Here is a 20902-nt window from a genome sequence, read left to right as displayed (position 1 = left end):
AATCTGCCCTCAATGGAAACATTGGGGATAGGTTTATATTGCTGTTTTTTTTGATTTGTAATAGGTATTGGTAATGTGAAAATAATGATTAGAAGAAAAATTTATGTAATGATATATAAGGGATTTATCCAAGAATGTAGATTGTTTAAGAGCGTACTTTGATATGCTATGTCTATGATGATTCCAGACGCTTACTTGTAGCGAATACAAGTATAAAAATAAAGGTGTAAAATCTTTATGAATGTTAAGTTTAGAAGTATGTAAAAAGGTTTTAAATAAAGGGAAAAACAAATTTACAAAAGAGCAAATAGAAGAAATAAGAAAAAATTTATATCAATTAGCCGATATAGAATTAAAAATAAGAGAGAAAAATTTAATAAGTTATGAAAAATAAGAATGTAATATTATATACAAGGGTTTCTACCAAAGAACAAGCTGATACAGGGTATAGCTTGATTTTTCAAAAAGAACAGTTAGAAAAATATTGTGGCTTCAAGAATTACAATAATGTGAAACACTTTGAAGAAGATTACTCAGCAAAAACTTTTACCAAGAGGAAAAAATATCAGGAAATGAAGCAATATATAAAAGCCAATCATAAGAATATTGACGCTTTATTGTTTGTAAAATGGGATAGGTTTTCAAGGAATTTAGAGTTTGCTTTAACTGAGATAAGGTATTTAGCATCATTAGGCGTTGATGTGGAATGTATGGAGCAACCATTAGATTTAAATATTCCTGAAAATTTGGCTATTCTTGCTACCTACCTTGCTTCTCCTGAGATTGAGAACAAAAGAATCTCACAACGAGTAAAAGGTGGAATGGTTAAAGCTGCTCAACTTGGGTGTTATATGGGGTCAAGCCCAATTGGTTATACAAACGGTCGTGATTCATTGGAGAATGCAGTGTTGCAACCAAATGAAAGGGCAGAAGAAATAAAAATGTTATTTAAAGAAGTTGCTACAGGGACAAAATCAGTAAAACAAGTAAGAGAACAACTGAAAATAAAAGAAAGTGTATCAACGTGTCAAAGAATACTTAGGAACAAAGTTTATATAGGAAAAGTAAGAGTGCCTGAACATGAGGGTACACCTGAATATTGGAAAGATGGTCTGCATGAAGCATTGATAGATGAAGCCACCTTCTATAAAGTGCAAGATGTTCTCGATGGTCGGGTAGTGAAAACCAATCCTAAGTATAGTAAGAAAAGGGAAGATTTATATCTCAGGGATTTCCTTGAATGCCCTATCTGTGGACGAAAACTAACAGGTAGTCCATCTAAAGGAAATGGGGGAATTTACAGCTATTATTATTGTGGTAACGCAGGTCATACTTCATTTAGGGCAGATGAAGCACATAACGAGTTTACAAAGATGTTATATACATTTAAACCAAAACAAGAGGTTGCAGATTTATATGTAGAAATATTGAAAGATGTATCACGGGAACGCAAAGGTGGGTTTAAAAACAAAGCAAAGTCCATAACACCACAAATAGAAACTCTTGGAACTAAACTTATCACATTACAAGATAAATGGCTTGATGGTAAAACTAACGATAGTGATTATCATTCAATGAAAGAACGTATAGAAAAACAAATACGAGAATTGAAGTTTGAACAAGAACAAATACTATCCATAGATACGAACTTTGACAGTAAATTAAATTTTGGGTTGAATCTGTTATCAAACCTTGATAAGTTCTTTGCTGTAATGGATATTGAGACTAAATATAATATGATTGGTTTGATATTTCCCGAAAAACTGCAATATCAGAAAAATCAATATCAAACCACGAAAATCAACGAATTTGTAAATACAATCCTAAGTGATAATACGAGATACAGAGAGAAAATAAAAAAACTGACTGCCATTTCTGACAGTCAGTCGCATCTGTGATCCCGCTGGGGCTCGAACCCAGGACCCCATCATTAAAAGTGATGTGCTCTACCAACTGAGCTACGGAATCTACCTATTGGCTTTTCTTTCAAAGCGAGTGCAAAGGTAGTATTATTATTTAAAAAATGAAATTTTAGAAAGAAAAATAATAACTTTGTTTAGATAAACTATATTCCAGAGGCCTTAGAGGCACAAAAAAACTATCATAATGAAGGATTCACCACTCAATACTCAGCAATCAAAATTAACAAAGAGCACCCTATGGCTCATGACAATAGGAGCCGGATTAGTTGTTGCCAACAACTACTACAATCAACCTCTATTAGGAAAGATTGCAAGAGAATTAAATGTATCCGAAGCCACAGCAAATAATGTGGCGATGATTACCCAGATAGGCTATGCTGCCGGATTATTTCTGCTTGTTCCACTAGGCGATATGTTCAGAAAGCGGAAAATCATAATTATAGATTTTGTACTTATTATAGCTTCGCTAATTGCGTTTGCACTTAGTCAGAATATTACAACAATGATAATTGCCAGCTTCTTTATTGGCCTAAGCTCTGTTGTTCCTCAAATGTTTGTTCCTTTAGCTGCACAATTATCCGACCCCAAAGAGAAGGGTAAAAACGTAGGAATGGTTATGACAGGATTACTGATCGGTATATTGGTTTCTCGTATTTTCAGTGGGGTACTAGGAGAATATTTAGGATGGAGACAGGTATATTATATAGCTGCCGGAATAATCTTCATCTTATGGATATTAATATTTTTTTTATTACCCGACATAAAACCCACTTTTAAAGGAAGTTATTGGGGGCTCATGAAATCTATCTCACATTATATTAAAACAGTACCGAGCTTACGCCTTGCTTCGATAAGAGGGGCTTTAGCATTAGGATCTTTCCTTGCATTTTGGACAACACTCACATTTCATCTCGAAAGACCTCCTTTCTTTGCTGGAAGTGATATTGCAGGAGAATTAGGACTCGTAGGTATTGGAGGAGCCTTAGCAGCTTCTATGGTAGGACGAATTTCCGACCGTGTAAATAAAAATACATTAATTATGTGTGCAGCTATCTTAATGATAATGTCATGGGCTATCTTGGGCATATGGGGTTTTACCTATGCCGGACTTATTGTGGGTATTTTCGTTCTCGATGTAGGACTGCAATCTATTCATGTAAGCAACCAAACTATTGTTTTTTCGACCAATCCTGATGCAACAAATAGACTAAACACTGTTTATATGACCAGCTACTTTATAGGAGGATCATTTGGAACTTTTGCAGGAGGTAAAGCATGGGAACACATGGGTTGGAACGGGGTTGTACTAACAGGAGCAGCATTTGTTGTTATATTATTATTGATACATTTGATTTTTTCTCCTAAAATGAAATAACATGAATAATAAATCTCACGAAAAATTCTCTTTACGCAAAAGGATTAAGAGTTTTACATACGCTTTCAACGGGCTAAAAATAGTATTCAAAGAGGAACACAATCTGCGCATACATCTTCTAGTGTCTTTAATTGTTGTAGTATGTGGAAGTATATTTCAAATTTCGATTATTGAATGGATACTCCTTTGCTTTGCGATAGGATTTGTTATTTCTACTGAAATTCTGAACTCTGCCATTGAGAATCTCGCTGATTTTGTATCTCCCGAGTACCATGATCTAATCAAAAAAGTAAAAGATATTTCAGCCGCAGCCGTACTGGTCAGTACAATAGTATCTGTAGTAATAGGTATTTTAATATTCCTTCCCAAGATAAGCCATCTCATAGGAAACTAAAGCCTCATCTCAGAAACAAGTTTATTGGATCAATAACAGTAGTACTTTATTATTGAACCAACTACCAGACTTAAGTGTTTTAAAAACAAAATACTATCGATATGAAAAAGACATTTACCTTAATTAGCATTTGTCTGCTAGCAATTCTTTTTGGATGTAAGACTAAAGAATTAACCCCTGAGCAACAAACCAAAGCTAAGGAGTATGCAGAAAAAATAGAGAATCGTAATTTTACATTTCATGCTACTAGTGCACAACCAATGTCCGCCCGGTCAGTTAATCTGAATTACGACTATTATTTAAAAGTAACCTCAGATACCATTATTGCCAATCTTCCTTATTTTGGACGCTCATATATTGCACCGATCAACCCAAGAGATATTAGTATAGATTTCACCAGTACTAAATTTAATTATTCGGACATTCTCAAAAAAGATGGAACTTATGAGATTAAAATTGAACCTCTGGATATAACCAATAGGGAAAATGAAGGGATTTCACTGCTCCTAAGAATAAGCCCGAGTGGGTATGGCACATTAAATGCCTTACCGACCAATAGACAAAGTATCTCCTTTTACGGAACAGTTGACTAAAAAAATATGTGATAAATACAACAAAGTATTTATTACCCTATCTTAGAGTCATAGCTAACAGTCTTTGCTATACTTCGTCAGGCGACAAATATATCTATGACCTTAAATCATTAGACAATTTCAAATAGTTCATTATCTTTAAGGGTGATTTAAGGTCTAAGACCTTTTTATTGCTTTGGCAGATATAACAAGCAAAGATTGTTGTAGCAATAAATAGTTGAAGTTACTTAATATACATAAACAGGTCTGTGACTTTAAAACCAAATTCACCCAAGATCGGATGAGTGCTACTCTTATTTTAATAACTATTGCCTCGTATTTTGTTATACTATTTGGCATATCATATGTAAGCGGACGAAAGACCGACAATCAGGGGTTCTTTGTAGGCAACCGTAAATCGCCGTGGTATGTAGTAGCTTTTGCCATGATTGGATCTGCTATATCAGGAGTAACATTTGTTTCCGTTCCCGGAATGGTTGCTACAGGAGGTTTTTCATACCTTCAAATGGTTTTAGGTTTTGTAGTAGGGCAAATGATTATAGCCTTTGTGCTTATTCCATTATTCTACAAAATGAATCTCACCTCGATCTATGAATATCTGGAAGAGCGATTCGGGATATCCACTTATAAAACAGGAGCATGGTTCTTTTTCATATCTAAGATGTTAGGGGCGGCAGTTCGCCTTTTTCTTGTATGCATCGTTATGCAACTACTGCTGTTCGAACCATTCCATTTACCTTTTACGCTGAATGTATCTATTACAATGATACTAGTCTGGTTATATACCTTTAGGGGAGGTGTAAAGTCTTTAATCTGGACTGACTCCCTTAAAACCGTATGCCTCCTTGTTTCCGTTGGATTATGCATATACTTTATCGCATCCGATCTGAATCTCAACTTCACAGGAATGTTATCGGCAATCGGTAATAACGATTACTCAAAAACATTTTTCTTTGACGATATAAACGACCGAAGGTTTTTCTTCAAGCAATTCTTAGCCGGTATATTTACAGTTATTGCCACAACAGGACTCGATCAGGATATGATGCAAAAGAACCTTAGCTGTAAAAACTTCAAGGACTCGCAAAAAAACATGGTGACAAGCGGCATTTCACAGTTTTTTGTAATCTTTTTATTCCTGATGCTAGGCGTTTTATTATATATGTTTGCCTCGGAACATCAGATTGTATTACCCTCGAAGAGCGACGAATTATTCCCCATGATAGCCACTCAGGGATATTTCCCTATCATTGTCGGCATACTATTTATAATAGGTCTGATATCAGCAGCCTATGCCGCAGCAGGGTCTGCTTTGACTGCCCTTACGACCTCTTTCACGGTAGATATACTTCAAAGTACAAAAAAGCAAAGTGAAGACGGAGTTTCCAGAACCCGTAAGAAAGTACATATTGGCATGGCGGTCGTTATGGGATTGGTTATTATTATAATTAATGCCCTGAATAATACATCGGTGATCGATGCAGTATACATATTGGCAAGTTACACATATGGACCTATTTTAGGATTATTCGCCTTCGGAATATTCACAAAGAAATCAGTGTATGACAAGTATATTCCGTTGGTAGCTATTGCCTCCCCTATCCTATGCTTTATTATCGATAAAAATTCGGAGGCTTGGTTTGGTGGATATAAATTCAGTTACGAGCTATTGATAATGAATGCTCTATTTACATTTATAGGCTTGCTATTATTCACAAAGAAAAAAGATATAAAAAAACAAACAATATAAAGAATCTGAACCAATAATGAAATCAACTATAAATTGCTTTATTCCTTTTGAAAATACCAATCAGGTAAAAGAAACTGTTGCTTCTCTGCAAGCATCCGATCTTGTTAATGAAATCTTTCTATTCACAGACAATAATTGCAATGAGACTATTGCCGATTGCCAAACCATCAATATAGATTCCCTCAGGTCAACAGCTACAATAAAAAAAATAGCAGCAAACGCAAATACAGCATATACGTTGATATATACAAAAGCGGCAGACCTGAGGTTAGGTTATTTTGCCCTGGAACGCATGCTGCAAATTGCTAAAGACTCCGGTGCAGGTCTTATCTATGCCGATCATTATCAGGTAACAGATGAAGAAAAAAAGAACTCGCCTCTTATTGCTTATCAAAAAGGCAGTTTGCGTGATGATTTCAACTTCGGTTCTGTACTTATCTACAAATCGGAAGAACTGAAAAAGGCCGTATCAAAGATGGATACAGACTATAAATTTGCAGGAATATACGATCTTCGATTGAAAGTTTCGCAAGAGGCGGATCTTGTTCACATCAACGAATATTTATATACCGAAGCAGAAAACGATACCCGAAAAAGCGGAGAAAAAATTTTCGACTATGTAGACCCTAAAAACAGGGAAGTACAGGTAGAAATGGAAAAAGCATGTACCGATCATTTGAAAGCGGTAGGCGGATACCTTGCCCCGAAATTTAAAGATGTGGAATTTAACAAAGCCGGTTTTGAATACGAGGCATCGGTAATTATACCTGTTAGAAACCGCATCCGTACGATAGCTGATGCCATAAAATCGGTACTGAACCAAAAGACTAATTTTAAATTCAATCTGATTATTGTTGATAATTATTCTACAGACGGAACAGGTGAAGCTATAGATAATTTCGCATCGGATGAACGTCTTATCCATATTATTCCCGAAAATAAAGAACTGGGAATCGGCGGATGCTGGAATGCAGGAGTGCATCACCCCAAATGTGGTAAATTTTCGGTACAATTGGATAGTGACGATGTATATTCCGACGAAAACACATTGCAAAAAATAGTAGATGCTTTCTATGCACAAAATTGCGCCATGGTAGTAGGCTCGTACATGCTTACCGATTTCGATATGAAGATGATACCTCCAGGAATTATAGATCATAAAGAATGGACTCCCGAAAACGGACGGAACAATGCCCTTCGCATCAACGGGCTGGGTGCTCCGCGAGCTTTTTACACACCCTTACTGAGAGAGATAAAAGTACCTAACACCAGCTATGGGGAAGATTATGCGCTTGGTTTGCAATTCTCCAGAGAATATCAGATCGGACGTATTTACGATGTATTGTATCTGTGCCGTCGTTGGGATGACAATTCGGATGCATCATTGGATATCGTAAAAATGAACGCCCACAACACCTACAAAGACAGAATACGGACGTGGGAACTTCAAGCACGTATTGCCTTAAATAAAAAAAGCGTATGAATCTGATCTCTAAGGCTGCCGAAGTATTACTTCAAGAACAATTACAGGATTGGGATTTAGCCAAAGACAATTATGCAGCTTTGGCGGAAGTGAAGACAAAGGATTTTTCGTTCGGTGATTTTACTATTCGGGTGCAATTTAATCCTGCACGTATTCAATCGTCCGCCGCAAAGGTAGACACTAAATCAATACAGGAAAGAAAGTGCTTTTTATGTCCTCAAAATCTGCCTGAAGAACAGAAAAACATTCCTTTTAATCAGGAATATGAGGTATTGGTCAACCCCTACCCTATCTTCCCAAAGCACTTTACCATACCGACTTACACCCATACCGATCAATTGGTCTTACACAGATTCAGTGATATGCTTGACCTTACTCAGACTTTTGACGGATATGTGATCTTTTACAATGGTCCGAAGTGCGGAGCATCAGCTCCCGACCATGCCCATTTTCAGGCAGGGAGCAAAGGTTTTCTTCCTTTGGAAAAGGATATGAAAACCATCCGAAAAGAGATTCTCTCAGTAGAGGAAAATTTGAATGTTTATACTTTGAAAGATTATTTAAGAAACGGTTTTCTGATTGAATCGAAAGATAAAAATAAGGCTGTCGGCTATTTCGAAAAGCTGTATTCTAAAATAGAAATCAAAGAAGGAGAGAAAGAGCCTATGCTTAATATCCTTTCATGGTATGAGGAAGGAAGTTGGTTCACCTGCATTTTTCCCCGTGAAAAACACCGCCCGTCTTGTTACTTTGCCGAAGGAGAGGATAATATACTGATAAGCCCCGGTTCGGTAGATTTGGGAGGTGTATTTATCACTCCCGTTGAAAAAGATTTCAATAAAATAAACAAAGACGATATTATCGCTATTCTAAAAGAGATTTGTATATCCGATAAGAAATTTAACGAGATAATTGAGAAACTAAAATCTATAGAGCTGTAGGGGCAGACCTATGTGTCTGCCCGAAATGGGTGAACACATAGGTTCACCCCTACACCGAACCATGGGTGAGGAGAACCACACCTTTACAACATAAAAACGAATAAAATATGTCGATAGAACCTAGTGTAAGTGTTGGCATTTTATCAGATAAAGCCATCACATTTAATTTTAATGCTGATTATGTGTGTCTCGGACAAGAGGCAAAGGGCGAGCATTCGGCCTCTTATCAGGATGGAAGAATCCTGTGGAACGGAGCGCTTTACGATCAGTTATTATTTGAGCCTACAGATAAGAAAGCATCCTTCGTTATAAAGGAGGTGGTTATAGGAGTCAATTTCCATTGGGAACGAAAAGAAGATCAGCAATTTCAGGGAGCATTGAAACTTATTGTTGAAGACGATCAGATAACAGTTATCAATATAGTCAAGATTGAAGATTATCTTACGAGCGTTATCTCATCCGAAATGAGTGCTACCGCATCTTTAGAGCTACTGAAAGCACATGCCGTTATATCACGAAGCTGGCTTCTGGCTCAAATAGAGAAAAACAAAGAGATAAAAGCCGACAATGCCGAATATTCGTCTTTCACAGAAACCGAAAACGAATTTATCAGATGGTACGACCGCGAAGATCACATACATTTTGATGTTTGTGCAGACGATCATTGCCAACGTTATCAGGGAATAACAAGAGCCTCCTCGAATATCGAAACTGTGAAGCAAGCCATTGCAGAAACGAGAGGACAAGTGTTGACTTCAGAAAATAAAATATGCGACGCCCGTTTCTCGAAATGTTGCGGTGGTGCGGTCGAAGAATTTCAGAATTGTTGGGAAGATACCAGATTTTCATATCTCGTAAAACTACGGGATGATGCAAATACAAGCGATTTACCCGATCTGACAAAAGAAACGGAGGCTTTGAAATGGATAAAAAACCGTCCTTCGGCATTTTGCAATACACAGGATAAAAAAATATTGGGTCAGGTTCTTAATAATTACGATCAGGAAACAGTGGATTTCTACCGATGGAAAGTTTCCTATAGTCAGGAAGAATTATCCGCCCTTATATTGAGACGTTCGAGTATCGATTTTGGAGTTATACAGGAACTGATCCCCATACAACGGGGAACTTCGGGCAGGCTTATAAGACTAAAAATTATCGGGTCAAAAAAGACACTGATTATAGGTAAAGAACTCGAAATACGTAGAATTTTATCTAGTTCGCACCTCTACAGTTCTGCCTTTTATGTAGAAAGGGAGGGCAAACAATTTACCCTGAGCGGTGCAGGTTGGGGGCATGGTGTAGGCTTGTGCCAGATAGGGGCAGCGGTAATGGGAGAAAAAGGATATTCGTACGACCAGATACTATTGCACTATTATATAGGGGCAACTATCGAAAAAAGCTACAATTGATCTATGATGTCATATTAAAAAACAGACAGGCTCTTAATCTAAAATAATGAATCGCAATAAGTTTTTCTTTTTAATACTCATTCTGCTATTGTCGGCAGTCAGATTCGTTTTGATTTCGCCCAACGATAAGCCAATTGATGAGCGGATTATTGATTATCGAGTCGATCTTAAATCAAATGATATTGCGTTTTATTGGAAAAATGATAGCGGAAAGATTACTGGAAGTATTCAGAATTTAAAAACGTTTGTTGAGAGTAAAAACTCAAAACTTGTGTTTGCGGTAAATGGGGGAATGTATAATTCGGAGAATGCACCACAAGGGCTTTTTATCCAAAATTTCGAGACTGTAAATCCCATAGATACAACTTCGGGAAAGGGTAATTTTTATTTAAAACCGAATGGCATTTTCTATATTACGGACGATAATACTCCTATGATCTGTAAAACTGAAAAATTTGTGAGTAACGGACATATAAAATATGCCACCCAATCGGGTCCTATGTTAGTAATCGACGGGAATATACATCCTGTGTTAAAAGAAGGGTCAACAAATTTACACATCCGCAATGGTGTTGGAATTTTACCCGACAATAAAATCGTTTTTGCTATGTCTAAAACGAAAGTAAACTTTTATGACTTCGCAATGTATTTTAAATCGTTGGGTTGTAAAGATGCACTGTATTTGGACGGGTATGTATCACGCACTTATTTACCCGAAAAAAACTGGATACAAACGGATGGCAACTTTGGGGTGATTATCGGAATAACCAAATCCCTTGCAAACTGAAAAGAAAAAACCATGAAAGAAAATAAGAAATCGCCCTGGGCATGGATTCCAACCCTGTATTTTGCAGAAGGATTACCCTATGTCGCAGTAATGACCATCTCGGTTATTATGTACAAGCGTATGGGCATATCCAATACAGACATTGCATTATACACAAGCTGGCTGTATCTTCCGTGGGTTATAAAACCTTTCTGGAGCCCCTTCGTTGACTTGCTAAAGACCAAACGGTGGTGGATTGTAATTATGCAACTGTTTATAGGTGCCGGATTGGCTGGCATTGCCTTTACCATTCCCCTGCCCTTTTTCTTTCAGGCAACACTGGCATTCTTTTGGTTACTGGCATTCAGTTCAGCCACACACGACATAGCGGCAGACGGGTTTTATATGCTGGCACTCGACACCAATCAGCAAGCCATGTATGTGGGTATTCGCAGCACGTTTTACAGAGTAGCCACAATTATGGGGCAAGGCATATTGATTATACTTGCCGGATTTCTGGAAAGTACATCGGGAGTAGAACCTGTTAATATACACATTGATGCATCGCCTAAGTATATGCAGACGACACTACATATTCCTCAGGCATCAGAAACACAAAAAACAGACGGCGAACTCCGTTTTATTCTCGATAAAGACAAAATTGAAATAAGTACGGCAGGAATTAATAAAGATAGCTTATCGACCTTTATTGATTCTGTAAATACTCTCAATCAGGAAAACGGATTTATTCTATTGGAACATTCGTCCTCTAAAAACACAACGGCAAATAAGGATAGCGATAGTTGGTGGACTACCTATGTATCTCAACCTTTAGGTTTATGGATTAAAAACACATTCGGCGAACATCGGCAGGAATCAACAGCCTCTAATTTAGCAGGGAATATAGGCATAGCTTCGGTAAGATTATCTAAAGAACCCGAAGAAGGCAAGGAAATGATCTTGAATACGACCCTCAACAATGGAGACAAAAGTATATCGCTGATACATGGCGAACGGCTCACTTTCAACAAAAACAACTGGAATAAGCCTGCATATATTATTTTTCAAGCCGATCCAAAACTAACAGAAGCAAGTACTGCGTCTTATAAAGGCTTATCGGGAAATATTCCTTTTGCATGGTCTATTACCTTCTTCGTGATAGCAGGTCTTTTTGTATTCTTTAGTTTCTATCACCGGTTTATGCTGCCTCATCCAGCTTCCGATAAAGCCAATGAACACATTTCAGCCCAATCGATATTTAAAGAATTTACTTCTACATTTGTGTCCTTCTTTAAGAAACCGCAAGCAGCGGCAGCCATATTTTTTATGCTGACATTCCGATTTTCGGAAGCTCAGTTATTGAAGCTTATCAATCCTTTCCTATTGGACTCTAAAGACATTGGCGGATTAGGTCTCACCACAGGCGAAGTCGGCTTGGTATACGGAACTATCGGAATTATCGGTCTTACAATGGGAGGTATCATCGGAGGAATAGTGGCATCGAAAGGAGGACTGAAAAGATGGCTCTGGCCAATGACATTGAGTATGCTGTTAACATGTTTTACCTTTGTCTATCTAAGTTTTTCCCAAACAGATAATTTACTACTTATCAATATTTGTATATTTATAGAGCAATTCGGTTATGGGTTCGGCTTTACCGCTTATATGCTCTATTTGATGTATTATGCGGATGGAGAACAAAAAACGGCCCATTACGCCATCTGCACGGGATTTATGGCATTGGGTATGATGATACCCGGTATGTTTGCAGGATGGTTACAGGAATTACTGGGATACAATCACTTCTTTGTTTGGGTAATGGTATGCAGTATTATACCTATCATTGCAGCCTCGTTGTTGAAAATAGATGCTAATTACGGAAAAAAAACAAAGGAATGAAATGAGAAAAGCAATCACCATACTTATTCTATGTCTTGTAACAATTAGTATACAGGCACAGAAAATAAAAACAGGCATCGAAGTTCTGAAAGAGCAGAATTTCAAGATTCTGGAAGGTAAACGGGTCGGATTAATAACCAATCCGACAGGTGTAGATAATAATCTGGTTTCTACGATTGACATTTTGCACAAAGCCCCCAACGTCAATCTGGTTGCTCTCTACGGACCCGAACACGGGGTGAGAGGCGATGTACATGCAGGAGATCATGTCGATAATTCGGCTGACCCTTCGACCGGATTACCTGTATATTCCCTATATGGGAAAACACGCAAGCCTACACCCGAAATGCTTAAAGGCATTGATGTCTTAGTATATGATATTCAGGATATAGGTTGCCGGTCGTTTACTTATATCAGCACAATGGGTGTAGCCATGGAGGCCGCAGCCGAAAACAATATTGAATTTATAGTTCTCGACAGACCTAATCCTTTGGGCGGAATCAAAGTAGAGGGCGGATTGGTTGAGGACGGATATATATCATTTGTAAGCCAATTTAAGATTCCATATTTGTATGGCCTTACCTGTGGCGAACTGGCGAGAATGCTCAATAAAGAGAATATGACAGATAAGCCTTGTCAATTGCAGGTTGTAAAAATGAAGGGATGGAAACGTAAGATGGATTACACTCAAACAGGATTGCAATGGGTTCCGTCATCACCTCATATACCTCATGCTCATTCGGCATTTTTCTACCCCGTATCGGGTATATTAGGCGAATTGGGGTATATGTCTATCGGAGTGGGTTACACTATCCCCTTTCAGATGTTTGCAGCCGAATGGGTCAATGCGGAAGAATTTGCCTATGCGATGAATGCCCTCCAATTACCGGGAATAAGATTCAGACCGATACATCTGAAACCATTTTATTCGGTAGGTAAAGGAGAACATCTACAAGGTGTACAGGTACATATTATGGACTACGAAAAAGCTCGCTTATCGGAAATTCAATTCTACGTTATGCAGGAAATAGCACGCCTGTATCCTGATAAAGCTGTATTTGAAAATGCAGATAAAACCCGCTTCGATATGTTCGATAAAGTGACAGGCAGCAACTTTGTAAGGCTTACCTTTGCAAAAAACAATAAATTTGAAGATATCCGTAACTTTTGGTATAAGGATGTAGAACCTTTTAAAAAGTTATCCAAGAAATATTATATGTACAAATAAGGGCTGAGTCCTTAAAATATAACCGACCATGACTCAACAAACATCTAACCGATTATTATCTCTTGACATTTTACGTGGAATAACCATTGCCGGGATGATTCTGGTGAATAACCCCGGATCATGGGGTTCTATCTATGCACCGTTGCAACATGCTGCATGGAACGGACTGACTCCCACCGATCTGATTTTCCCTTTTTTTATGTTCATTATGGGTATTTCGACTTATATATCCCTTCGTAAATTCAATTTCGAATACAGCAGGGCAACTGTACAGAAGATAATAAAGCGTACTGTTGTTATCTTTCTCATCGGTTTGGGCTTGGCTTGGTTCGGTTTGTCGTTCAGTAATTTCAGAAGTTTATCGGACAGCAACCTGAGCTTTTTCGAACGGTTCTTCCAATCCATTACTAATATGGAACATATACGGATTTTGGGTGTGATGCAGCGGTTAGCTCTGGCATACGGTATTACTTCCTTAGTTGCTATATTCGTGAAGCATAAATATATTCCTTATATCGTTGTTGTTACCTTATTTGCATATTTCCTGCTTTTGCTGTTCGGTAATGGTTTCGAGTTCAGCGAAAACAATATAATATCAGTGTTAGACAGGGCTATATTGGGAGTAAACCATGTATATAAAGATGCAGGCATAGCTATCGACCCGGAAGGATTTTTAAGTACGATTCCGGCAGTTTGCCATGTATTGGTTGGGTTCTGCTGTGGTAAAATACTGATGGAAGTAAAAGACAATCAGGTTAGAATTACCCGATTATTTATACTCGGTACTATACTTACATTTGCAGGCTTTCTGTTAGATTATGGATGCCCGATCAACAAGAAGATATGGTCTCCTACATTTTTGCTTGTTACTTGCGGTTTAGCATCCAGTTTTCTGGCATTACTCATCTGGATTATCGACATAAAAGGGCATAAACGCTGGAGTGTATTTTTCGAATCATTCGGAGTAAATCCGTTGTTTATATATGTTCTTGCAGGAGTATTATCCATTGTAATAGGTAATATTACGTTTGCATATGATGATGCAACCATCAGCTTACATGGATTTATATATAATGTAATTCTCCAGCCATATTTGGGCGATTACTTTAGCTCATTTGTTTTCGCTCTCTTATTTGTAGCCGTAAACTGGTTCATCGGAAATATATTGTACAAAAGAAAAATCTATATAAAAATATGATATTACTGGCAGACGGAGGATCTACTAAAGTCGATTGGTGTTTGATAGATCAGGGAAAGAAAATAAAGCAGGTTTACACTAAAGGTGCGAATCCTTTCTTTCGCAGCCGCGAAGAGATCAGCGAAGAATTAAAAATTGCTTTGGCTCCCAAACTAACAGGTTATCCCATTGATAAAGTATATTTCTATGGGGCAGGCTGTGCATTTCCCGAAAAGAACGAGATTATCCGATTGGCAATTGCAGATAGTATCAATACTTCCTCCATTCATGTGGGTAGCGATTTATTAGCAGCAGCCAGAGGATTATGTGGTAATCAGAAAGGTATAGCGGCTATTATCGGTACAGGCTCCAATTCGTGCTTTTATGACGGGCAAGAGATCGTAAATAATGTATCGCCTTTAGGCTATGTTTTAGGTGATGAAGGCAGTGGAGCTGTATTAGGGCGTTTACTCGTGGGAGCATGCCTTAAAAATCAACTGACTGAGGGGTTAAAAGAAAAATTCTTATCACAGTTTGAACTGACTCCTGCCATTATATTAGACAAAGTCTATAAACAACCTATGGCTAATCGTTTTCTGGCTGGTCTATCTGTATTCCTAATCGAAAATATAGAGGATCAAACGGTATATAATCTGTCATACAATGCTTTTAAAGAATTTTTCCTTCGAAATATAATGCAATATGATTATCTGAATAATAAAGTTCATCTGACAGGATCGGTTGCTTTTTATTATCAAAAGGTATTGAGAGAAGTGGCAAACGAACTTACTATTGAGATTGGCACAATAACCCAATCTCCAATGGAAGGGTTAATCGGATATCATTCTCATTTAGAATAATGTTTTATCTATCAATGAGTAGCCAACGGTCAGCCGAAATAAAAAACAGGGAACAATTATCAGTAAGCAAGTGAAAATAAACCGTCAAGAAAGTGTTACTTTTGTTACCTTTGTAACCTTCTCAGACATAAACCACTGAAAATGAAGGACAACAAAAGTAACAACCAATAGGTGGAAATGTATACTTTTTGTAACGTTTGCCACTTTATCTGTTACCTTTTAAACGACTAAGAATAGTATGACTTTTATAAAAATAACCGAGCAATCCTCTTTATATGATGATTTAGAAAAGAAATCAGTCAAAGAATTGCTTACCGACATAAACAACGAAGATAAAAAAGTAGCCCTAGCCGTAGAGAAAACTATCCCTAAGATAGAAGAGCTAGTCTCCCGGATTGTACCCCGTATGGAACAAGGCGGACGCATATTTTATATGGGAGCAGGTACAAGCGGACGTTTGGGCGTGTTGGATGCCTCGGAAATACCGCCTACTTTCGGGATGCCTAAGACTCTTGTTATCGGACTGATTGCAGGGGGTGATACTGCCTTACGCAATCCTGTAGAAAAAGCAGAGGACAATACTGAAGCGGGATGGAAAGAATTACAAGCCCATAACATCAACGAGAAAGATACAGTGATAGGAATTGCTGCATCGGGTACAACACCCTATGTCGTAGGAGCATTACGTGAAGCTCGCAAACATGGAATACTGACGGCTTCGATAGCCAGTAATCCTGATTCGCCGATTGCAGAAGAAGCCGAAATAGCGATAGAAATGATTGTTGGTCCCGAGTTTGTAACGGGCAGTTCACGCATGAAATCGGGAACAGGGCAAAAGATGATTCTTAATATGATTACTACCGCTACGATGATAAAACTAGGCAGGGTAAAAGGCAATCGCATGGTAAATATGCAACTGTCGAACGCCAAATTAGTAGATCGGGGTACACGTATGATTATAGATGAACTGGGTCTGGAGTATGACGAAGCTAACAGACTACTTTTATTACATGGTTCTGTAAAAAGTGCCGTAGATGCTTATCGGGCAGAACATAAGTAAGGTCTTAGATGTTCATATTTCTTGTATCCGTTTTAATCAATCAAACCTAAAATTCTGCACAGGATGAATTTCTCCAAAATAATAAAGAGGTCGGTGAGCTTACTATTTATTTTGATCTCATGTTTTTCTATTCATGATCTCAATGCTCAAACTCTCCCTAAAAATGTAATAGCCAACATCGGTCAATATCTGACTACTGCTGCACGCCAGGAAGTAGCAGGAAAACCAATAGCTATTGATTCTATAAGATTCGTAAAAAAGACGATCAACATATATGCAGGGGTAGAACTGTCATACATACCTTTCAGAAAGAACAATGTTGCTACAATCTATGCACAGGTAAAAAAACGCCTGCCTAAAGAATATGCAAGTTACTCTTTGGCTATCTTCTCCGATAAGTACAAAATTGAAGACTATATACCTTCATCTCTAAATGATCGATTCGCCAACAAACTGGATAAACCTCTTATTACAAATATATCCCGTCCATTCGAAGCCGACAGAGGTTTACAAGGGCATCATCTGGCAGTTTGGCAAAGTCACGGTTGGTACTACGAACAAAAGCTCGGCAAATGGCAATGGCAACGGGCTCGAATATTCCAAACGGTAGAAGATCTTTATACACAAAGTTATGTACTGCCCTACCTTGTACCCATGTTGGAAAATGCCGGTGCAAATGTATTGTTACCCCGTGAGCGTGATGCTCAATCGCATGAAATTATTATAGACAACGATCATAACAGAAGCCAATCGACATACAAAGAGAAGAAAGGCAAAGAAAAGTGGAACGATGGCGAAACTCCCGGATTTGCAAACTTAAAAGGAAATTATCAGGCAGGTGAGAATCCTTTTAAAATGGGAACATTCAGAGAAATACCAACTATATCGAAAGGCAAAGAAAGCTTTTGTGAATGGATACCTAATATTCCCGAAACGGGAAAGTACGGAGTATATATTTCTTACCAAACCGTAGAGAACAGCACCGATGACGCCCTTTATACAGTGTACCACCTTGGGGGAGAAACCGAATTCAAGATAAACCAACAAATGGGAGGAGGTACATGGATATTTCTCGGCTACTTTAGTTTCGAAGAGGGCATGAATGACGATTACAAAGTTGTACTTTCTAACAGGAGCCACAGATCGGGACGTGTTCTCACTGCCGACGCTGTTAAGATAGGTGGTGGTATGGGTAATATTGCCCGAGTGCCGCTTAATAACGAAACCAATGCAATCACCTATAAGCCGACTATCAGTAATTATCCCCGATATGCGGAAGGCTCGCGCTATTGGTTGCAATGGGCAGGTGTTCCCGATACAGTTTATAGTAGAACAGCAGGAGAGAACGACTATTCGGATGATTTCCAGAGTCGTGGTTTCTGGGTAAATTATATTGCCGGAGGTTCGAGTGTCTTGCCCGAAAAAGGAGGTCTGAATATCCCTATCGATCTCGCAATGGCTTTTCACTCCGATGCAGGAACTACACCTAACGATTCTATTATAGGAACTTTAGGTATTTGTATGACACACTTCAACGATGAAAAATTTGAGAACGGAAAACCTCGTCTGGCTTCGCGACATCTGGCAGATATGATTACGGATGAAGTGATAAATGATATTCGTCAGAATTACGAACCGAAATGGACACGCCGTCCCATATGGAACCGTTCTTACAGCGAAGCCCGTGTACCCGAAGTGCCTACTATGCTACTCGAATTGTTATCACATCAAAACTTTGCCGATATGCGTTATGGGCTTGATCCCCGATTTCAATTTATGGTGAGCCGTTCGGTTTATAAGGGAATGCTGAAATTTGTAGCTCATCAGTACGATTATGACTATGTAGTTCAACCATTACCCGTAACCAGCTTCAGTTTAGAATTTGCAGGTGATACCGAAGTCCGTTTAAACTGGATTCCTACACTAGACAGTACGGAACCGACAGCCAAACCAACAAAGTATATTGTTTATATGCGTGTTGATAACGGAGACTTTGACAATGGGGAAATCGTACCTTACAGTAATGCTCAGGTATCAATTGAAAAGGACAAAATTTATAGCTTTAAAGTAGCAGCAGTTAATGACGGAGGTGAAAGTTTTCCTTCAGAGATATTATCTGTTTGTAGAAAATCAAACGAGAAAGGAAATGTTCTTGTTGTGAACGGATTCGATCGTATATCAGCTCCTATAAGCTTTACCGCTCAAGACAGTATTGCCGGTTTTCTGGACGCCATAGATCATGGAGTACCCGACAAAAATCAATATAATTATACAGGAAGTCAATACGAATTTCGCCGTGCAATACCCTATATGGGTAATGATACTCCCGGCTTTGGAGGCAGCAATTCCGATTATGAAACAACGGTGGTAGCAGGAAATACTTTCGATTATCCGTTCCTTCATGGTAAGTCAATCGTTAAGGCCGGATATTCTTTCGTCTCTTCCAGTCGCGATGCTGTTATTAACGGACAGACCAAGCTTGCCAAATATCAACTTGTAAATTTAATTCTGGGTAAACAAAGACAAACCAATATAGGCAGAGGATACTTTGTTCCTGATTTTAAAACTTTCCCTAAAGAACTTCAAACAAAAATAACAGTCTATTGCCGACAAGGAGGTAATATATTTGTTAGCGGAGCATTTGTAGGTTCTGATCTTTGGAACAGTGAAAATGTTCTGGATGAAGATCTAGCTTTTGCCTCTTCTGTTTTAAAGTACAGATGGCGGGTAGGTCTGGCTGCAACAACAGCAGGCAATGTAAAGTATGCAGCATCTCCATTCTCGATGTTTAAAGGTCAAATGGATTTCTACAACAAGCCGAATACCGAGTCTTATGGCGTAGAAGCACCCGATGCTTTAGAACCGCTTGGAGATAACAGTTATACAATTTACAGATATTCGGATAATAACCTCAGCGCAGGGGTAGCTTCGCAAACAAACTACAAAACGTGTGTGCTTGGCTTTCCATTCGAAGTTATTGAGGAGGAAGATCAAAGAAACGATCTTATGAAAAGTATTTTATCTTTTATGTTTCGGAAGGATTAAGGTCTTAGACCTTTTTATTGCTTTGGTAAGTAGATTAACTATAATTAGTTATAACTTTAAAATATAGCATTAAATTATTTTATATTACTTAATTTCCTTAGTTGTTCTGCTACGGGAAACACTAATCATCTGTAGCAGAATAGACAGTATAATAATTCCTAAACCGATAAAGAAAACGGGAGCTAATTCTTTGGCTTCACCAAAGATAACGATAGCCAGAATAATACTGTATATCGGTTCAAGATTGTAACTGAGATTGACCGTAAAAGCCGAAATATATTTTAATGCCTGTATTTGTAAAAGACACAGACCAATAGTACATACGGTAGATAACAAGAATAAATATATCCAATCGGGTATACTTGGGGTAAGTGATTCGACAGGAATAAAATAGAGGTAAAACGGAAGAATACAACTCATAAAAACAAAACCACCAAGCATCTCATATAACAACATGCTTGATGAGTTGTGGTTGGCACCAACTCTTTTATTCAGAATGGTAAATAATGCACAAAAAGCCGAAGATATTATTCCAAAGACAATCCCCATACGATATTGTACATCGAACTGAAAAATAAGCAGAATTCCACATACGGCAATCAAGCTGAAAAATAGTTCTTTATAAGACACTTTATGACGATTAAGCAAAGGTTCGAGAACAGCAGTAAAGAAACCGACTGCCGAAAAGCAAACAACACCAATGGATACATTAGATGCTTTGATACTTCCATAGAAAAATATCCAATGCAAAGCCAACAGCAAACCCACTCCTCCGATTTTGATAATCTCACGCTTTGGAATGGCTGGCAGGTTCTTTGTTACCAAAAGAATAAAATAAAAAACGACGGAAGTAATAAGAACTCTGTACCAAACCAATACCCCCTCATTAAGAGAAATCAATTTACCGAATATCCCCGTGAATCCGGCTATTAATATGGATAAGTGAAGCTTAATAAATGCCTGTTTCATCTTTCAGTTCTAGAGATCGGGCAAAGAT

17 protein-coding genes and 1 tRNA gene are annotated in these 20902 nt (G+C 38.1%); 16 read left to right on the top strand and 2 right to left on the bottom strand.

The features are described from left to right. The first annotated feature begins 241 nt into the window (after positions 1–241). Together CLV62_RS21710 and CLV62_RS12740 are read left to right on the top strand one after the other, a co-directional pair. Positions 242–394, top strand: a complete 153-nt coding sequence (locus CLV62_RS21710; protein WP_170120056.1) for a hypothetical protein — start codon at positions 242–244, stop codon at positions 392–394. Continuing rightward, positions 384–1898, top strand: a complete 1515-nt coding sequence (locus CLV62_RS12740; RefSeq protein WP_110311166.1) for a recombinase family protein — start codon at positions 384–386, stop codon at positions 1896–1898. Before CLV62_RS21710 ends, CLV62_RS12740 begins: the two co-directional genes overlap by 11 nt. On the opposite strand, the gene CLV62_RS12735 is transcribed toward CLV62_RS12740, so the two are convergent. After that, a tRNA-Lys gene (locus CLV62_RS12735) sits at positions 1896–1968 on the bottom strand. The two genes, CLV62_RS12740 and CLV62_RS12735, sit on opposite strands and share 3 nt — an antisense overlap. Positions 1969–2106: 138 nt before the next feature. Between CLV62_RS12735 and CLV62_RS12730 the strand changes: the two genes are divergently transcribed. The 14 genes from CLV62_RS12730 to CLV62_RS12665 all read left to right on the top strand — a co-directional run bounded on the left by CLV62_RS12730 (position 2107) and on the right by CLV62_RS12665 (position 19905). Then, on the top strand, positions 2107–3297 hold the full coding sequence (locus tag CLV62_RS12730; protein ID WP_110311165.1) for an MFS transporter: 1191 nt from the start codon (positions 2107–2109) through the stop codon (positions 3295–3297). A 1-nt stretch (position 3298) separates the two neighbouring features. After that, positions 3299–3691: a diacylglycerol kinase family protein gene (locus CLV62_RS12725; protein ID WP_110311164.1), complete on the top strand. Its 393-nt coding sequence runs from the start codon at positions 3299–3301 to the stop codon at positions 3689–3691. A gap of 101 nt (positions 3692–3792) precedes the next feature. Further along, the gene (locus CLV62_RS12720) at positions 3793–4284 is read left to right on the top strand and encodes a DUF4251 domain-containing protein (protein WP_110311163.1); all 492 of its coding nucleotides are present in this window, start codon (positions 3793–3795) and stop codon (positions 4282–4284) included. A 280-nt stretch (positions 4285–4564) separates the two neighbouring features. Further along, complete coding sequence (locus CLV62_RS12715; RefSeq protein ID WP_110311162.1) at positions 4565–6034, top strand: sodium:solute symporter; 1470 nt, start codon at positions 4565–4567, stop codon at positions 6032–6034. A 16-nt stretch (positions 6035–6050) separates the two neighbouring features. Further along, entirely contained in the window at positions 6051–7517 is a 1467-nt protein-coding gene (locus tag CLV62_RS12710) for a glycosyltransferase family 2 protein (RefSeq protein ID WP_110311161.1), read from the top strand. 5 nt (positions 7518–7522) lie between these two features. Then, complete coding sequence (locus CLV62_RS12705; RefSeq protein WP_394337207.1) at positions 7523–8458, top strand: DUF4922 domain-containing protein; 936 nt, start codon at positions 7523–7525, stop codon at positions 8456–8458. A 107-nt stretch (positions 8459–8565) separates the two neighbouring features. Next, a complete protein-coding gene (locus tag CLV62_RS12700) occupies positions 8566–9870 on the top strand; it encodes a SpoIID/LytB domain-containing protein (protein ID WP_170120055.1) in 1305 nt (434 codons plus the stop codon). A 46-nt stretch (positions 9871–9916) separates the two neighbouring features. Then, on the top strand, positions 9917–10657 hold the full coding sequence (locus CLV62_RS12695) for a phosphodiester glycosidase family protein (RefSeq protein WP_110311159.1): 741 nt from the start codon (positions 9917–9919) through the stop codon (positions 10655–10657). 12 nt (positions 10658–10669) lie between these two features. Then, positions 10670–12535 (top strand): MFS transporter, encoded by a 1866-nt coding sequence (locus tag CLV62_RS22045; protein ID WP_110311158.1) that lies wholly within the window; start codon positions 10670–10672, stop codon positions 12533–12535. A gap of 1 nt (position 12536) precedes the next feature. Next, a complete protein-coding gene (locus tag CLV62_RS12685; RefSeq protein WP_110311195.1) occupies positions 12537–13763 on the top strand; it encodes an exo-beta-N-acetylmuramidase NamZ family protein in 1227 nt (408 codons plus the stop codon). A gap of 28 nt (positions 13764–13791) precedes the next feature. Next, positions 13792–14961: an acyltransferase family protein gene (locus CLV62_RS12680; protein ID WP_110311157.1), complete on the top strand. Its 1170-nt coding sequence runs from the start codon at positions 13792–13794 to the stop codon at positions 14959–14961. Beyond that, positions 14958–15800, top strand: a complete 843-nt coding sequence (locus CLV62_RS12675) for an ATPase (RefSeq protein WP_110311156.1) — start codon at positions 14958–14960, stop codon at positions 15798–15800. The genes CLV62_RS12680 and CLV62_RS12675 overlap by 4 nt, the downstream gene beginning before the upstream one ends. A 238-nt stretch (positions 15801–16038) precedes the next feature. Beyond that, positions 16039–16860, top strand: a complete 822-nt coding sequence (gene murQ / locus CLV62_RS12670) for an N-acetylmuramic acid 6-phosphate etherase (protein ID WP_110311155.1) — start codon at positions 16039–16041, stop codon at positions 16858–16860. A gap of 63 nt (positions 16861–16923) precedes the next feature. After that, positions 16924–19905, top strand: a complete 2982-nt coding sequence (locus CLV62_RS12665) for a golvesin C-terminal-like domain-containing protein (protein WP_245904085.1) — start codon at positions 16924–16926, stop codon at positions 19903–19905. Positions 19906–19989: 84 nt separating this feature from the next. On the opposite strand, the gene CLV62_RS12660 is transcribed toward CLV62_RS12665, so the two are convergent. Beyond that, positions 19990–20874: a DMT family transporter gene (locus tag CLV62_RS12660; protein ID WP_110311154.1), complete on the bottom strand. Its 885-nt coding sequence runs from the start codon at positions 20872–20874 to the stop codon at positions 19990–19992. Positions 20875–20902 lie beyond the last annotated feature (28 nt).

Source organism: Indolivaga alginatilytica (assembly GCF_003201355.1).
GTDB classification, from domain to species: domain Bacteria; phylum Bacteroidota; class Bacteroidia; order Bacteroidales; family Dysgonomonadaceae; genus Dysgonomonas_A; species Dysgonomonas_A alginatilytica.
This window is presented reverse-complemented; position numbering and strand designations above follow the sequence as displayed.

Excerpts from the sequence above, each read along its gene's own strand:
- CLV62_RS21710 (WP_170120056.1), top strand. The coding sequence starts at position 242 with ATGTTAAGTTTAGAAGTATGTAAAAAGGTTTTAAATAAAGGGAAAAAC.
- CLV62_RS12740 (WP_110311166.1), top strand. The coding sequence starts at position 384 with ATGAAAAATAAGAATGTAATATTATATACAAGGGTTTCTACCAAAGAA.
- CLV62_RS12730 (WP_110311165.1), top strand. The coding sequence starts at position 2,107 with ATGAAGGATTCACCACTCAATACTCAGCAATCAAAATTAACAAAGAGC.
- CLV62_RS12725 (WP_110311164.1), top strand. The coding sequence starts at position 3,299 with ATGAATAATAAATCTCACGAAAAATTCTCTTTACGCAAAAGGATTAAG.
- CLV62_RS12720 (WP_110311163.1), top strand. The coding sequence starts at position 3,793 with ATGAAAAAGACATTTACCTTAATTAGCATTTGTCTGCTAGCAATTCTT.
- CLV62_RS12715 (WP_110311162.1), top strand. The coding sequence starts at position 4,565 with ATGAGTGCTACTCTTATTTTAATAACTATTGCCTCGTATTTTGTTATA.
- CLV62_RS12710 (WP_110311161.1), top strand. The coding sequence starts at position 6,051 with ATGAAATCAACTATAAATTGCTTTATTCCTTTTGAAAATACCAATCAG.
- CLV62_RS12700 (WP_170120055.1), top strand. The coding sequence starts at position 8,566 with ATGTCGATAGAACCTAGTGTAAGTGTTGGCATTTTATCAGATAAAGCC.
- CLV62_RS12695 (WP_110311159.1), top strand. The coding sequence starts at position 9,917 with ATGAATCGCAATAAGTTTTTCTTTTTAATACTCATTCTGCTATTGTCG.
- CLV62_RS22045 (WP_110311158.1), top strand. The coding sequence starts at position 10,670 with ATGAAAGAAAATAAGAAATCGCCCTGGGCATGGATTCCAACCCTGTAT.
- CLV62_RS12685 (WP_110311195.1), top strand. The coding sequence starts at position 12,537 with ATGAGAAAAGCAATCACCATACTTATTCTATGTCTTGTAACAATTAGT.
- CLV62_RS12680 (WP_110311157.1), top strand. The coding sequence starts at position 13,792 with ATGACTCAACAAACATCTAACCGATTATTATCTCTTGACATTTTACGT.
- CLV62_RS12675 (WP_110311156.1), top strand. The coding sequence starts at position 14,958 with ATGATATTACTGGCAGACGGAGGATCTACTAAAGTCGATTGGTGTTTG.
- murQ (WP_110311155.1), top strand. The coding sequence starts at position 16,039 with ATGACTTTTATAAAAATAACCGAGCAATCCTCTTTATATGATGATTTA.
- CLV62_RS12665 (WP_245904085.1), top strand. The coding sequence starts at position 16,924 with ATGAATTTCTCCAAAATAATAAAGAGGTCGGTGAGCTTACTATTTATT.
- CLV62_RS12660 (WP_110311154.1), bottom strand. The coding sequence starts at position 20,874 with ATGAAACAGGCATTTATTAAGCTTCACTTATCCATATTAATAGCCGGA.